Source organism: Thioalkalivibrio sp. ALgr1 (assembly GCF_000378285.1).
Lineage (GTDB): Bacteria > Pseudomonadota > Gammaproteobacteria > Ectothiorhodospirales > Ectothiorhodospiraceae > Thioalkalivibrio.
In genome coordinates this window covers 268,531-281,781 of sequence record NZ_KB905133.1, presented here as the reverse complement: position 1 = coordinate 281,781, position 13,251 = coordinate 268,531, and the positions used below count along the sequence as shown (strand labels likewise).

Below are 13,251 nucleotides of genomic sequence, written 5' to 3'. Positions count from 1 at the left end.
CAATGCAATCGGAGGAGATGCTGCTGTTGACGGTGGTGGCCGAGGCCATCCTCGAGGATATTCTGATCGAGGAGGTGCGCCGCCAGGGCGCGGCTGGCTACACCGTGTCCGACACCCGGGGCTGGGGCAAACATGGCAAGCGCCGGGGCAACTGGCGCCAGGGCGGCAACATCAAGCTTGAAGTGGTCGGTTCCCCGGACCTGTGCGACCGCATTGCCAAACAGTTCAAGGAGCAGTACGAGGCGGACTATGGCCTGTTGATGTTCACATCCCCGGTCACGCTCAAGAACTGAGCCGGACCCGCGCGAGGACCTTGTAGGGGCCGGGGTTGCCACCCTGGCCGGATTCGATCAGCACGACCTCCGTCGCGTTCCAGTGGATCGCGTGCTCGGGCGTCTCGCGTTCGGGCGGACGCGCGAAGCGGCGCAGGGTCACGTGCGGCCGGAACGAGTGATCCTCTGGCGTGGCGCCGCAGGCTCGGGTGAGGTCGCGCGCCCGGGCCGCGAGCGTGTCGAGCGCGGCCGGTGTCGCGGAGGGCCCGATCCAGCTGACGTGCGCCCGCTCGAAATGGCCGAGCCGGTCCAGTGTGAGCGGAAAGGCCTCCTGCCCCAGCGTACCCATCTCCCGGGCGATACAGTCGGCCTGGGTGGCCGGGATGGTGCCGGCAAAGGCCAGCGTCAGGTGCAGGTGGCCCCGGGGGACGGGCCGTCCCGGGCCAATCAGGCGTTGCGCTTCGTCATCCAGCATCCCGCGCGTGGTGTCGTCGGGCCACAGCGCGAGGAACACGCGGCGTGCGTCGCTCAAGGCGTCTCTCCTCGACCCGGTCAGGCCGCCCGGCCAGGCCGCTTAAGGGCGGGGCAGGCCCTCGCGCTGGCGGCGTTCCCACAGGGTCTTGCGGCTGATACCCAGGGCGCGCGCGAGTTCGGTCTCGGTCATCTGGGCCTGGTTCTGTTGTACGAAGCGGCGGAAATAGTCATTGAGGCTCGAGCCTCCGGGAGTCGTGTCGCCATTGCCCGTAGCCGGGGCCAGTCCCAGGTGGTCCGGTTCGATCCGGCTGTCCGGGCTCAGCACCCAGCCGCGCTCGAGGGCATTCGCCAGTTCGCGCACGTTGCCCGGCCAGTCGTGGGACTCGAGTGTTTTCTGCGCGGCCTGGGTGAGTTCGGCGGGTGGTCCGCCATTCCCTGCCAGATCGGAGAGGAAATGCCGGGCCAGTGCCGGGATATCCTCGCGGCGCTCGCGCAGCGGCGGGATGGACAGCTCCAGTACGCGCAGGCGGTAGTACAGGTCGGCACGAAAGGCCTGTTCGCCGATCATCGCCTCCAGGTCGCGATGCGTGGCCGCCAGCAGGCGGACATCGACCTTCAGGTTTTCGTTCGCGCCGACCGGGCGGATCTCGCCGTCCTGCAGCACGCGCAGCAGGCGCGCCTGCGCGGCCGGGGCCAGTTCGCCAATCTCGTCCAGGAACAGCGTGCCGCCGTGGGCCGCCTGGATCAGGCCGGTGCGCGCCTTGACGGCGCCGGTATAGGCGCCCTGGGCATGGCCGAACAGCTCGGCTTCGACCAGTCCCTCGGGGATGGTCGCGCAGTTGACCGCAATAAACGGCCCGGTTGCGCGCGAGCTGAGCCGATGCAGGGCCCGTGCAGCCAGCTCCTTGCCGGTGCCCGACTCGCCGCGCAGCAGTACGGTGGACTGAGTGGTCGCGACCCGGCGGATCTGGTCACGCAGGCGCTGGATGGCCACGCTGTCGCCCACCAGGCCCAGACTGTCGTCGTCGGCATCGCGGTCGCTGCCCGCCGTCGTTGCGGCGGGGACCCCCCGCAGCGCCGCGCGCAGGGTGAGCAACAGGGCGTCGTGATCGAATGGCTTGGCGATGTAGTCGGCCGCGCCTTCCTTCATCGCGGTGACGGCCGAGGGGACCGAGGCGTAGCTCGTCATGATCACGGTGGGGGTATGGCCGGCCTCGGCCAGTAGCTCGATGCCCTCGCCGTCGGGCAGGCGCAGGTCTACCAGCATCAGGTCCGGCAGTTCCTCCCGCAGGGCGGTGCGGGCGCTGGCGAGGTCTTCGGCCAGCCGCACCTGGAACCCGTGATGCTCCAGGAACCGGCGCACGGCACGGCGGATCGGGGCTTCGTCGTCAACCAGAAGGATGCGCGTCATGCGTGGTCGCCATCGGGGTTGTGTCGCGGCAGGATCAGGATAAAGCGCGCACCGCCGTCCGGGCGGTTCGCGGCCATCAGGGTACCACCGTGGTCGCGCACAATGCTGTAGGCCACCGGCAGGCCGAGCCCGGTGCCGTGGCCGGCGGGCTTGGTGGTAAAGAATGGCTCGAACAGCCGCTCCAGGCTGGATTCCTCGATGCCCGGTCCGCGGTCGTCGATGATCAGGTGGATGTTGCGACCGCGAGCGCTGGCGCTGATCGCTACCGTCGCATTCTCGGGTGAGGCCTGTTCGGCATTGGTCAGCAGGTTGATGAACACCTGCAGCAGGGTCGCGTGCGAGCCGCGCAGATAGAGGCCTTCGAGGCCGTCCAGCTCGAAGCGCAGGTCCTTGCGCCCGGCGAGGCGAGTGAGGCGGATCGCCTCGTTGACGATGGCATCCAGCGCGATGGTCTCGAAATGCCCGGCGGAGGGGCCCTCGTCGGCATGGGCGAAGGTGACCAGCGACTGCACGATCGCATTGATGCGCCGCGTCTGCGCGAGGATGTCCTCGGCGGTGCCCCGGACCTCTTCGGGGTCCTCCTCCAGCGGGAGGTTCTGCGCCAGCGAGGCGATGCCCGTCAGCGGGTTGCCGATCTCGTGCGCGACCCCGGCGGCAAAGCGCCCGATGGAGGCCAGGCGATCACCGTGGGCTATTTCGGACTCCAGCTGGGCGCGCTCGGTGATGTCCTCGATCAGGACGATGCGACCCTCCAGCCGGCCATGCTCGTCCTGGAGTGCGGACTTGTGGAGGTTCAGCCGCCGGTTGCCATCGGGCAGATCGACGTTGAGCTTGTACCACTGGCGATCCGGGCTCTCGATAAAGGCGGTCAGCAGCCCCGCCCAGGGACTCTCGAGCTGCTGCAGATTGCATCCGATGGCCTGGTCAGTGTTGATCGCGGTCAGTTTGGCCAGGGCCTGGTTCCAGCCGGTGATCTCGCCGGTGGTGCCAAGGCTTGCTACCCCCAGCGGCAGTTCGTGAAGGATCTGGCGGTGGAAGCGGCGCAGGGCGTCCAGCTCGGCCGCCAGACCCGACAGGGGCAGGGCGCGCGTCTCGAGTTGCTCTTCCACCCGGCGCAGGCTCTCGCTCAGAGTGTGGCGCCCGGCGGCGTCGAGACGCAGGTGCTGGTCGACGATCATGCGGGCGAGCACCGGGCCCAGCAGGCCCGAAAGGTTGCGCTCGATGCGCTCGCGCAGCGTGCGCAGGTCGCCGCGCGAACGGGTGTGGCGCGGCAGGCCGAGATCGTCGAGGGCCCGCTGGACCTCGTGACGGGCAGCGCTGGCACCGAGCGTGGCGGCCAGTGCGGTCTCCATCTCGGCGACATCGCCGGCCAGCGGCAGGCCGCCGCCGGTCCCGGCCGATTCGTTGGGGCAGCAGGCGCGCCCGGCCTCGGTCTCCTCGCGGTTGGGGCGGGTCAGCAGCGAGCCGAGCACAAACAGCACGGCATTGATGCCGAGGCTGCACATCAGGGCGAAGGTCCACGGGTCCAGGGCCTCGGCCCGAAGCATTCCCTGTGGGTCCGGGTAGCCAGCAACGATCCCCGCCTTGGCCATCAGCGGCAGCACCAGCGTCAACAGCCAGCCTGCGATGCCCGCACAGAGTCCCAGCAGGAAGCCGACGCGGTTGGCCTGTTTCCACAGCATCAGCCCGATCAGCCCCGGTAGCAGTTGGGCCACGGCGGCAAACGAGATCAGGCCCAGCTGGGCCAGGCCTTCGACCACCTGCAGCAGGCCGTAGAACGCGTAGCCCAGACCGATGATGAACACGATCCACAGGCGTCGACCCCAGAGGAGCCGGGAATAGAGGTTGGCGGCGGCGCTGTCCTCGTCGTGCAGGCGCGTCAGTGGCGACAGGTAGTTGGTCCCCATGTGGGCCAGGGCCAGCGTGGTCACGATCATCATTGCGCTGGCGGCCGAGAGACCACCAATGAACACCAGCAAGGCCAGCGAGGGCGAGTCGACCATGCCGGCGATGCCGATTGCGTAGTAGTTGGTGTCGATGCCGAGCTCGGCCGCCTCTCCGGCCCAGTAGAGCACCGGCATCGGCAGGTTCAGCAGGAGCAGGAAGGCGGGAAAGGCCCAGGCAGCCCGGTTGAGCGCCGCCGGGTTGATGTTCTCGGTAAAGAGCATGTGGAACTGGCGCGGCAGCAGGAAGGCGGCGGCAAACGCCAGGATCATCATCGCGAACCAGCCGCCCTCGCGTACCGGCGCGTACAGCGCATCCACGGCCTCGGGATTCTCGGTCAGCCAGGTGTCCAGGCCGGAAAACCCGCCGAAGACCGCGTACAGCGCGACTGCGGTGATGCCGAGGATCGCCACCAGCTTCACGATGGACTCGAACGCGATGGCCAGCACCAGGCCGGCGTGTTTCTCGCGCGGTGCGATATGGCGGGCGCCGAACAGGATCGCGAACAACGCGATGGTGGCGCTGAAGGTCAGGGCCAGCAGGTGCGGTGGCGTCTCGGCCGTCAGGACGCCGGCGGATTCCGCGACCGCCTTGATCTGCAGCGCGATGTACGGGAGTACCCCGGCCAGCATGAACAGCGCGACGATGGGGCCGGTCCAGCGGCTGCGATAGCGAAATGCGAACAGATCCGCCAGGGATGTGAGCTGCTGCTCGCGGGTCAGGCGCAGGATCGGGCGCAGCAGCCACGGGGTAGCGGCGAAGGCCAGCGTCACGCCCAGGTAGATCGTCAGGTACAGGTAGCCATGGTCCGCGAGGAAGCCGAGGTTGCCGTAGAAGGTCCAGGACGTGGCATAGACGCCGAGCGACAGGCTGAATACCCAGCCGTTGGCCGCGATGCGCCCGACGCGCGGAACGCGATCGGCCAGGAAGGCGATCCCGAACAACAGCGCCAGATAGGCCACGCCGACGGCGTAGATCAGGCCCAGGCTAAGGGTCACGGCGACCCCCGGCAAAGACAACGGCAACCAGGACGATGAATGCCGCCCAGCCAGCGAATGGCCACCACCAGGCCGGCGTCAGGTGCGCGACCCAGATGACCAGTGGGCTGAGGAACAGCAAGGCGCCCAGCAGGGCGACGAGGATTGCGCGTGAAGACTGCAAGGTCAGCGCCCCGGAGTGTGCCGATCCGGCCTGTGACGGGCCGCAGGCCGTGGCGCGAATGTGGGGGTGGACAGGCGCAGCATGGCCGCAGTCTACCCCCTAGGGAAACACTGATGAATGTACACGTTCGCGCTCGAGTCACTTTTTTCGTGTGAACAAGGCGCGGTGACTGCCGTGCAGTCATTCTGCACAAGGGAGCCGCAACGCAGTTCCCACGCCCGTTTTTGATAACAACCGGCGGCCGAGCCCTTTTGGGGTTGGCACCCCAGGTTCCCCGATCCTGCGTTGCGCCCCGAATTGATCAAAAACGGGCGGGTAGAACCACTACCCGCTGCACGACGCGCCTTGTCTCGGAAAACCTGGGGTGCCAACGCGAGCGTGTACATTCATCAGTGTTTCCCTGGCTCGCGGACGGGCACGCCGGTAGTGAGTGGCAGGCGAGTGGCCAGGGGACGGTCGGTCAGGCGCTCCAGTGCCTCGGCCAGCTGGGCAGCGGGCCGGTCGGGGCAGTCGGGGTCGCTGGGTGCCAGCCCGATGCAGGTCAGCACTGAGGCGAGCTGGGCGCGTGTGGTGTCCTCGCGCAGACCCTCGGCGCCTGCCGCCTTGGACAGCTTCTGGCCACCCGCGCCGATCAGCACGGGGTGGTGCGCGTAACGCGGCCAGGGCGTGGTCAACGATTGATACAGCTGCATCTGACGGGGGGTGGAGCCCAGCAGATCGACTCCGCGCACCACGTCGGTCACGCCCAACCCGAGATCATCCACGACGGTGGCCAGCTGGTAGGCGAACAGGCCATCCGCGCGGCGGATGACGAAGTCGCTGCCGAGGGCCTCGAGGTCGAAGGCGACGGGGCCCAGGAAACGGTCTTCCACGTCCCAGTGTGACTGCGCCGCACGGGCACGGAAGGCCCGCGGCGGGTGTCCGGCCGGCGGACCCTGACGACAAGTTCCGGGGTAGATCGGGCCTTCCCAGCCCGGTTTGCCGTTGTGAGCAAGGTCGCGCCGGGTGCAGGCGCAGCCAAAGGCGAGGTCCCGGGCTAGCAAGTGCTCAAGCGCGGCCTGGTATGTCGGGGTGCGGTTGCTCTGGCGGGTGGGCGGGCCGTCCCAGTCCAGGGCGAAGGCCTCGAGTGCCGAAAGGATCGCGGACTCCGCGCCCGTCTGGACGCGCGGGGTGTCGATGTCGTCGATACGCAGGTGCCAACGGCCGTGGTGACTGCGGGCGTCCAGCCACGAGATAACGGCGGCGAACAGGGAACCCGCATGCAGCGGGCCGGAGGGGGTAGGGGCAAAGCGCCCCACATAGGGGGCGCCTTGATTCGAGCTGGCGGTAGTCATGGCACAGCCATCCTGCCGCCGGATGACCTGCTAGGGAGACGCTGATTTAATCGCACGTCCGCGTTGGTGCCCCCTGTTTTCCGAGACAAGGCGCGTCGTACAGCGGGTAGTGGTTCTACCCGCCCGTTTTTGATGAATGCGGGGCGCAACGCAGGATCGGGGAACAGGGGGCACCAACCCCGCAAGCCATTGAAAGCAGGGGCTCGGCCGCTTTTGCGTGGGAACGGCGTTGCGGTTCCCTTGTGCAGAATGACTGCACGGCAGTCACCGCGCCTTGTTCCCACGCAAAAGCGACTCGAGCGCGGACGTGCGATTAAATCAGCGTCTCCCTAGGCCATCTGCTTTTCCTTGATCTCCGCCAGCTGCTTGCAGTCGATGCACATCGTGGCGGTCGGGCGTGCCTCGAGGCGGCGGATGCCGATCTCGACGCCGCAGGTCTCGCAGTAGCCGTAGTCCCCGGTGTCGATCTTGCGCAGGGCCTCGTCGATCTTCTTCGACAGCTTGCGCTCGCGATCGCGGGCACGCAGCTCCAGGCCAAACTCCTCTTCCTGGGTCGCGCGGTCGGCCGGGTCCGCGAAGTTCGCGGCGTCCTGACGCATGTGGCCCACGGTACGGTCGACCTCTTCGGCCAGCTCCTGGCGCCATGCCCGCAGCAGGCTGCGGAAATGATCGAGCTGATCCGGATTCATGTACTCTTCGCCGGACTTCGGCTCGTAGGGCGCGATGCCTCCGGCAACCATGTGCTTGGTGGAGGGGTGGTCCTGATTCTTGTCAGCAGCCATGCGGGCATTCTCTCCGGCTGGAAAAATAAGGCGCACTTAGTATCAGAGACAGCCCGGCTGGGCAAGTCCCGTGCCAGTATTTTTTGTGTGGGGCCCGGAGCGAATCCCACTTTATCAGCCACATATCCAGAGGAACCCGGATGCAGGAACTGAAGGCCTTGATCTTCGATGTCGACGGCACACTGGCCGATACCGAGCGCGACGGGCATCGCGTCGCATTCAACCAGGCGTTTGCCGAGGCCGGGCTGGACTGGGAGTGGAGCGTCGAGCGCTACGGACAGTTGTTGCGCGTGACGGGTGGCAAGGAACGCATCCGCCAGTACCTCTCGGAGGATCATCCCGACATCCTGGACGAGCCCGAAATCGATCAGCGTATCCGGGACCTGCATGCGGCCAAGACAAGGCACTACGTGGCGCTGCTGGAGACCGGCGCGATCCCGCTGCGGCCGGGGGTCGAACGTCTGCTCGACGAGGCGTCGGCGGCAGGACTGCGCCTGGCGATTGCTACCACCACGACGCCCGAGAACGTCACCGCGTTGCTGGAGGCGACGCTGGGCGAAGAGGGTCCGGACCGCTTCGAGGTGATCTCTGCCGGTGACGTCGTCCCGGAGAAAAAGCCCGCCCCGGATATCTTCCAGCACGCCCTGGAGGCGATGGATCTGCCGCCACAGGCCTGCTTGGCCCTCGAGGACTCGGACAACGGCGTGCGCGCAGCCCGGGGGGCGGGGCTGAATGTGGTGGTCACGACGAACGACTACACGCGCGAGCAGGACTTCACCGGCGCCCTGGTTGTCCTGGATGGATTTGGCGAGCCGCAGTGTCCGGCAACGGTGTTCCGGGGGCCGGATTTGCCGGGCCCCTGTGTCGATGTTGCCGCGCTCCGCGAGTGGGCCGCGGCAGCGCAAGGCGGGCGTTGAGCCCGGTCCGTGTTTCCCTAAGCAGTAGTAACCGAATCAGAACCCGTCCGGGGCAGCGCGGGGCGCGGTAGCAGCAGACGTGTCCAGTCCGGCGGCAGCGCGTCCGGGGCATGGGTCACGAGGATGCATTGGCGCCGAGCCAGCCAGGGCCGGAGGCGCTGCAGGATCCGCTGGATGGTGGCGGCATCGAGACCGGAAAAGGGTTCGTCCAGCAGCACGATCGGACGGTTCTGCAGGAGTATGGCGGCGAGCGCCAGGCGCTGACGCTGGCCACCGGACAGGTGCTGCCCGCCCTCGCCGATGCGGGCGTCCAGTCCATCCGCATCGGCGCCAACCCGGTCGGCCAGGTCGACCTGCCGAAGCGCATCCCACAGGGCCTCGTCCTGGTGGTCGTCATGCGGACCGGGCGCGAGGATGTTGCGGATGCGGGTGTCCGGCAGGTGCGGGGTCTGCGGCAGATAGCTGATCCGGGCATAGCGGGCATCGACCGACAGGGCCTCGATGGGTGTCGACCCGATCCGGACCGACCCGGCCAGGGGCGCCTGTTCGCCGGCGAGGGTGTCCAGCAGGGTGCTCTTGCCGTGTCCGCTCGGGGCGGTCACGACCAGCGGCGTCCCGGGTTCGGGTGCCAGGTCCAGCGGTGCCGACAGCGGGCGGCCGGCCTCGAATCCCGTCACCAGGCCCTGCGCGGACAGGCGCGGGTGTCCCTGCCGTTCACCCCCTTCGGGCAAATCGGCCGGGAGGGGCTTCCGCGCGACCACATGCCGTATGCGGCGCGCGGCGGCCAGGCTCTCGCCGGCCCGCCACCAGGCGCCCGGCAGGCTGCCCAGGACCTCGCCCAGGCCCAGGGTCATCAGGGGCAGCAGGACTGCCACAGGTGCTGAAATCAGCCCCTGCGTGTACCAGTGCAGGGCCAGCAGGAGCATCAGCAGTGCCGAGACGGCGACCACCGCCTGCACCACGGGCTCGGTCAGTGTGCCCACCGACTCCTGTCGGGTCAGTCGCCGGGCATGGTCGCGGTTCTGCCGCGCCAGCGCCTGTTCGGTATCGCCCGCCCGCTGGAAGGCGATCAGTTCGGCCAGGCCCCCGATGTAGTCGGCCAGGGCGATACGCTCATGAGCCCGGGCGCGTACCAACTGGCGGCTGTCACGTTGCCCGACCCATGCGAGCAGCAGCGAGACCAGCATGGTCAGGGTGCCGGCCACCAGCAGGAGCGCCGCCGCCGGCCATGGCGCCAGCCAGAATGCAATGACCAGTGTGACCAGCAGGCTCAGCAGAGCGGCGATGATCGGGCCCGCGACCCGCAGCGGCATCGCGTCCAGGGTGTCGATGTCCCCGGTCAGCCGGGTCTGCAGGTCGCCGCTGCGATAGGCGCGGACCCAGCCGGCGGGACGGGCCGCCAGGCCCCGGAAGGTCCGGCCCCGCAGGTCGGCGAGGCTGCGCAGCACCGCCTCGTGGCTGACCAGCCGCTCGGAATACCGCGCCAGCGTGCGCGCGATGGCCGCGGTACGGATGCCGCCCGAGGGGATGTAGACGTCGAGGGTGGCCAGTAGGCCGACCCCGGCCAGGGCCGTGGCCGTAATAAACCAGCCGGACAGCGCCAGCAACGCGATCCCGGCGACCCAGGTCAGGGCCAGCAGGGCCCAGGCGCCCCAGTACCACAGCCGCCGTTGCCGGAAGACCGCGTGCAGGAAGCGCAGATCCCGGAAGCCGTCCCTACGCATCCCGATCCCCCACGAGATTCAGGGTCCGCTGGCAACGGGCCTGCACCGTCGTGTGGTGCGTGGCCACGACCAGCGTGAGCCCATGTTCCCGGGCCAGCCCGAACAGGGTGTCCAGCAATGCGCGCTCGGTCGCCGCGTCGAGTGCGCTGGTGGGCTCGTCCAGCAGCCATAGCCGGTAGCCGGAGAGCAGGCCGCGGGCAAGGGCGACACGCTGGGCCTGGCCGCCGGAGAGGCCGCGGCGCTGCTCGCCAATCGCCGTATCCAGCCCGTCCGGCAGCTCCGCCGCCTGCAGCGGCAGGCCGGCCTGCGCCAGCGCCGAGCCCATCTCCTCATCGGAGAGGGGCTCGCGGCGGGCCAGCTGCAGGTTCTCGCGCAGGGTCCCGTGGAACAGGTGGGCCTGTTGTCCGATCCACACGAACGATTGCGCATCACCATGGCGCCGTACGCGTCCCTCGTCCGGTTGCAGGAACCCCGCACACAGGGCGAGCAGGGTGGATTTTCCCGCGCCACTGGGCCCGGTGATCGCGATGGATTCGCCGGGCTGGACGGTCAGCGTGGTCCGGGGCAGGGCGAGTGCGTCCTGGCCGGGATAGCGCAGGCTGACGGCCTCCAGTGCGAGCATCGCGCCGGTCGGGTCGGTCTCGGGCGGCTCGATGGCCGGAGCGGCGCTGGCGGCGGGGTGTTCGGCGGGCGCGGTCAGCGGGGCCAGAGCCTCGGCTGCCGCGAGCGCACCGGCGCGGTCGTGATAGCTCTGTGCGAACTGCCGCAGCGGCAGGAAGTATTCCGGCGCCAGCAGCAGCACGAACAGACCGGTGAACAGCGTCAGCTCCGCGGCCGGGCCGTAGTCCAGCGCCCCGAACAGGGCAAAGCCGACATAGATCGCGACCATGCCGATGGCCACGGCGCTGAAGAACTCCATGACGGCCGAGGACAGGAAGGCCACCCGCAGCGTACGCATGGTAAGTCGGCGCTGATGGTGGCTGCGCTCCACCACCTCGGACTGGGTGGCCTCGATTGCGCGTGCCCGGCGCAGCCAGTCGAGGGCGCGGATGCGGTCCAGGAAGTGCCCGGCGAGACGGTCCTGCTCGGCCTGCTGCTGGCGATGGATCTGTTCGGCCCCCATGCCGACGATAGCCATGAAGGCCGGAATCAGCGGGGCGGCGAACAGCAGCAGCAGGCCGGCCAGCCAGTCCAGCCAGAACACCGTGATCAGGATCGCCAGCGGGATCAGGATGACCGCCTGCAGCGCGGGCAGGTAACGCGCGTAGTAGCCGGTCAGGTCCTCGCCGCGGGCCTGGAAGCGTTCGATCCATTCGCCGGTGGTGGCCTGTGCCGCGAGCCGCGCCGGACCGGCCTCGCGGGCGCGATGCAGCAGCTCGCCGCGCAGGCGGCCCTTGACCGCGTGGGCCAGCCGCTGGCCGGCCAGGTCACGCAGTCCCTGTGCGCTGTAGCGCAGCACGATCAGTACGAGCCCGGCCGCCAGCACCGCTGCCCAGTCCAGGCGCTCGGGCGCGAACAGGGCCTGGTACACGGCCTGGGCGATGATGCCGGCCACGCCGATCGTCGCGCCGGCCGCGATCAGGGAGCCGGCCGCGGACATCCACAGCCAGCGGCGATGGGGGCGGGCACGCTGGCGCAGCCACTCCCTGGCGGTAGCATTCATCGCGTGCGGACGACGGGCATCCGGGCTCGACGCAGCGCGAGCGGACCGATTGGGCGTGCGGACATCAGTCAGGCTCCCCCTAGCGCAGGTAGCGCCCACGCAGCATGTTGAAGTACAGCGGCTTGATCATGTGCACCTTCAGACGCCACCACATCCAGCTGGGTTCGCCCTGATCGATGAAGCCGAAGGTCGGGACCTCCTGCAGGCTGTAGTCGAACTCCACCAGGGCGGCCTTGCCGACCTCGGTGATCAGCGGGCAGGAGGTGTAGCCGTCGAACTCGCGCGATGGCTCGCGATCCTGCAGTACATCCACCAGGTTGTCCGGCATCACCGCGCCGTGGGAGCGCACGGTGGAGGCGGTCTTGCCGATCGCGGTGGCGACCACATCGCCGGCGCCGAAGATGTTCGGATAGCGGGTGTGCTGGAGGGTGCGATCATCCACCGCCAGCCAGCCGCCATCGGCCAGCGCGCCATCCTCCACGGCAAGCCCGGCCTCGCGCACGAACCCGTGGGCCCGCATCGGCGGCGTCACATGGAGGTAGTCGTAGTCGACCGTCTCCTCGTTGCCGTTCGTCCCGCGGAAGGTGGCCTGCCGGGCGTCGATATCGACCGCGGCGAGAAACCCATCCTCGTTCACGGCGATGTCACGCTCGGCATACAGGTCGCGCACCATCGTGTCGAAGCGCGCGACGCTGAACAGGCGGTCTGCCCCGGTGTGGTAGTGGAACTCCGCATCTCCGCGCTGGCCGGCGCTCTGTAGCAGGCTCTCGGCGATGAAGGTGGCCTTGATCGGGGCGCCGGCACACTTGATCGGCGTCCCCGGGATGGTGAAGCGGGCCACGCCGCCGCGCTCGCCAAAGGTGCGTACCTGTTCGTAGGCATCGCGCGCGGCCTCGGCGCTGGCGTAGATGCTGGTCAGGCCCGGGCGGCCGATGTCCTCGCGGCGCAGGCCGTCGATGGCCTCGAAGTCCAGGTGCAGGCCGGTTGCGACCACCAGGAAGTCGTAGTCCAGGTGGTCGCCATCGACCGTCTCCACCCGCTGCGACTCCGGGTCGATCGCGGCGACGGCGGAACGCACCCAGTCCACCCCGCGCGGGATATAGCGCTCGTTGCGCCGCTGGACCTCGCCGACCGAATAGACGCCCGCCGCTACCAGGGTCCAGCCGGGCTGGTAGTCGTGGATCTCGCTCGGTTCCACCACGGTAATACGGGCGCCATCGAGCAGGGCGCGCAGGCGCGCGGCCATGGTCAGGCCGGCCGCGCCTCCACCCAGCACGACGATACGTGCCCGTGTCGAGACCGCGGCCTGAGCCGGGGCGGCCTGTACGCCGGTCGCCGAGGCCAGGCCGGCCGCACCGGCGATCTTCAGGAAGTCGCGGCGGGACAGGCCGCTGCGGTCCATGGCGGCAGCCAGGGCCTCGGTCGACTGCTGCTGGCGGCTGCGATTTTCGCGCTGTTCGGGCTGGGACATGCTGGATCTCCGTCGTCCGGCACCGCGGTTCCTGCGGTGCACTCTTGTTATGAAAGGCGGGCGTCTGACGCGCCCTGCTTGCCGTTTTCTTACAAGTT

The 13,251-nt window shown here is 68.8% G+C and carries 11 protein-coding genes; 2 read left to right on the top strand and 9 right to left on the bottom strand.

Going from position 1 to position 13,251, the window contains the following annotated elements; translation table 11 throughout:
• Positions 1-2: 2 nt before the first annotated feature.
• Positions 3-293: a hypothetical protein gene (locus tag F466_RS0105705; RefSeq protein ID WP_018138870.1), complete on the top strand. Its 291-nt coding sequence runs from the start codon at positions 3-5 to the stop codon at positions 291-293.
• Here F466_RS0105705 and thpR read toward each other — a convergent pair.
• The 6 genes from thpR to dksA all read right to left on the bottom strand — a co-directional run bounded on the left by thpR (position 283) and on the right by dksA (position 7,378).
• The gene (gene thpR / locus F466_RS0105700; protein ID WP_018138869.1) at positions 283-804 is read right to left on the bottom strand and encodes an RNA 2',3'-cyclic phosphodiesterase; all 522 of its coding nucleotides are present in this window, start codon (positions 802-804) and stop codon (positions 283-285) included. The genes F466_RS0105705 and thpR overlap by 11 nt on opposite strands.
• Before the next feature lie 42 nt (positions 805-846).
• Positions 847-2,157, bottom strand: coding sequence for a sigma-54 dependent transcriptional regulator (locus F466_RS0105695; protein WP_018174417.1), 1,311 nt, complete (start codon positions 2,155-2,157; stop codon positions 847-849).
• On the bottom strand, positions 2,154-5,099 hold the full coding sequence (locus tag F466_RS0105690) for a sensor histidine kinase (protein WP_018174418.1): 2,946 nt from the start codon (positions 5,097-5,099) through the stop codon (positions 2,154-2,156). The genes F466_RS0105695 and F466_RS0105690 overlap by 4 nt, the downstream gene beginning before the upstream one ends.
• Positions 5,089-5,262, bottom strand: coding sequence for a hypothetical protein (locus F466_RS13715; RefSeq protein WP_019592028.1), 174 nt, complete (start codon positions 5,260-5,262; stop codon positions 5,089-5,091). Before F466_RS13715 ends, F466_RS0105690 begins: the two co-directional genes overlap by 11 nt.
• Positions 5,263-5,651: 389 nt before the next feature.
• Positions 5,652-6,596, bottom strand: coding sequence for a tRNA glutamyl-Q(34) synthetase GluQRS (gene gluQRS, locus F466_RS0105680; protein WP_018993637.1), 945 nt, complete (start codon positions 6,594-6,596; stop codon positions 5,652-5,654).
• Between the two features lie 329 nt (positions 6,597-6,925).
• Complete coding sequence (dksA, locus tag F466_RS0105675; RefSeq protein WP_018138864.1) at positions 6,926-7,378, bottom strand: RNA polymerase-binding protein DksA; 453 nt, start codon at positions 7,376-7,378, stop codon at positions 6,926-6,928.
• Between the two features lie 140 nt (positions 7,379-7,518).
• Between dksA and F466_RS0105670 the strand changes: the two genes are divergently transcribed.
• Complete coding sequence (locus F466_RS0105670; protein WP_018138863.1) at positions 7,519-8,295, top strand: HAD family hydrolase; 777 nt, start codon at positions 7,519-7,521, stop codon at positions 8,293-8,295.
• A gap of 17 nt (positions 8,296-8,312) precedes the next feature.
• Here the strand turns inward: F466_RS0105670 and cydC are convergent, their stop codons facing one another.
• From cydC to F466_RS0105655, 3 genes are all read right to left on the bottom strand, one after another.
• A complete protein-coding gene (cydC, locus tag F466_RS0105665) occupies positions 8,313-10,019 on the bottom strand; it encodes a thiol reductant ABC exporter subunit CydC (protein ID WP_018993636.1) in 1,707 nt (568 codons plus the stop codon).
• Positions 10,012-11,682: a thiol reductant ABC exporter subunit CydD gene (gene cydD / locus F466_RS0105660; protein ID WP_018993635.1), complete on the bottom strand. Its 1,671-nt coding sequence runs from the start codon at positions 11,680-11,682 to the stop codon at positions 10,012-10,014. The genes cydC and cydD overlap by 8 nt, the downstream gene beginning before the upstream one ends.
• A gap of 79 nt (positions 11,683-11,761) precedes the next feature.
• Positions 11,762-13,153, bottom strand: coding sequence for an FAD-dependent oxidoreductase (locus F466_RS0105655; RefSeq protein WP_018138860.1), 1,392 nt, complete (start codon positions 13,151-13,153; stop codon positions 11,762-11,764).
• Positions 13,154-13,251: the final 98 nt, after the last annotated feature.

Bases quoted from the DNA above. Each gene is read 5' to 3' on its own strand.
- F466_RS0105670 (WP_018138863.1), top strand. From the start codon at position 7,519: ATGCAGGAACTGAAGGCCTTGATCTTCGATGTCGACGGCACACTGGCC.
- cydD (WP_018993635.1), bottom strand. From the start codon at position 11,682: ATGAATGCTACCGCCAGGGAGTGGCTGCGCCAGCGTGCCCGCCCCCAT.
- cydC (WP_018993636.1), bottom strand. From the start codon at position 10,019: ATGCGTAGGGACGGCTTCCGGGATCTGCGCTTCCTGCACGCGGTCTTC.
- gluQRS (WP_018993637.1), bottom strand. From the start codon at position 6,596: ATGACTACCGCCAGCTCGAATCAAGGCGCCCCCTATGTGGGGCGCTTT.
- dksA (WP_018138864.1), bottom strand. From the start codon at position 7,378: ATGGCTGCTGACAAGAATCAGGACCACCCCTCCACCAAGCACATGGTT.
- F466_RS0105705 (WP_018138870.1), top strand. From the start codon at position 3: ATGCAATCGGAGGAGATGCTGCTGTTGACGGTGGTGGCCGAGGCCATC.
- F466_RS0105695 (WP_018174417.1), bottom strand. From the start codon at position 2,157: ATGACGCGCATCCTTCTGGTTGACGACGAAGCCCCGATCCGCCGTGCC.
- F466_RS0105655 (WP_018138860.1), bottom strand. From the start codon at position 13,153: ATGTCCCAGCCCGAACAGCGCGAAAATCGCAGCCGCCAGCAGCAGTCG.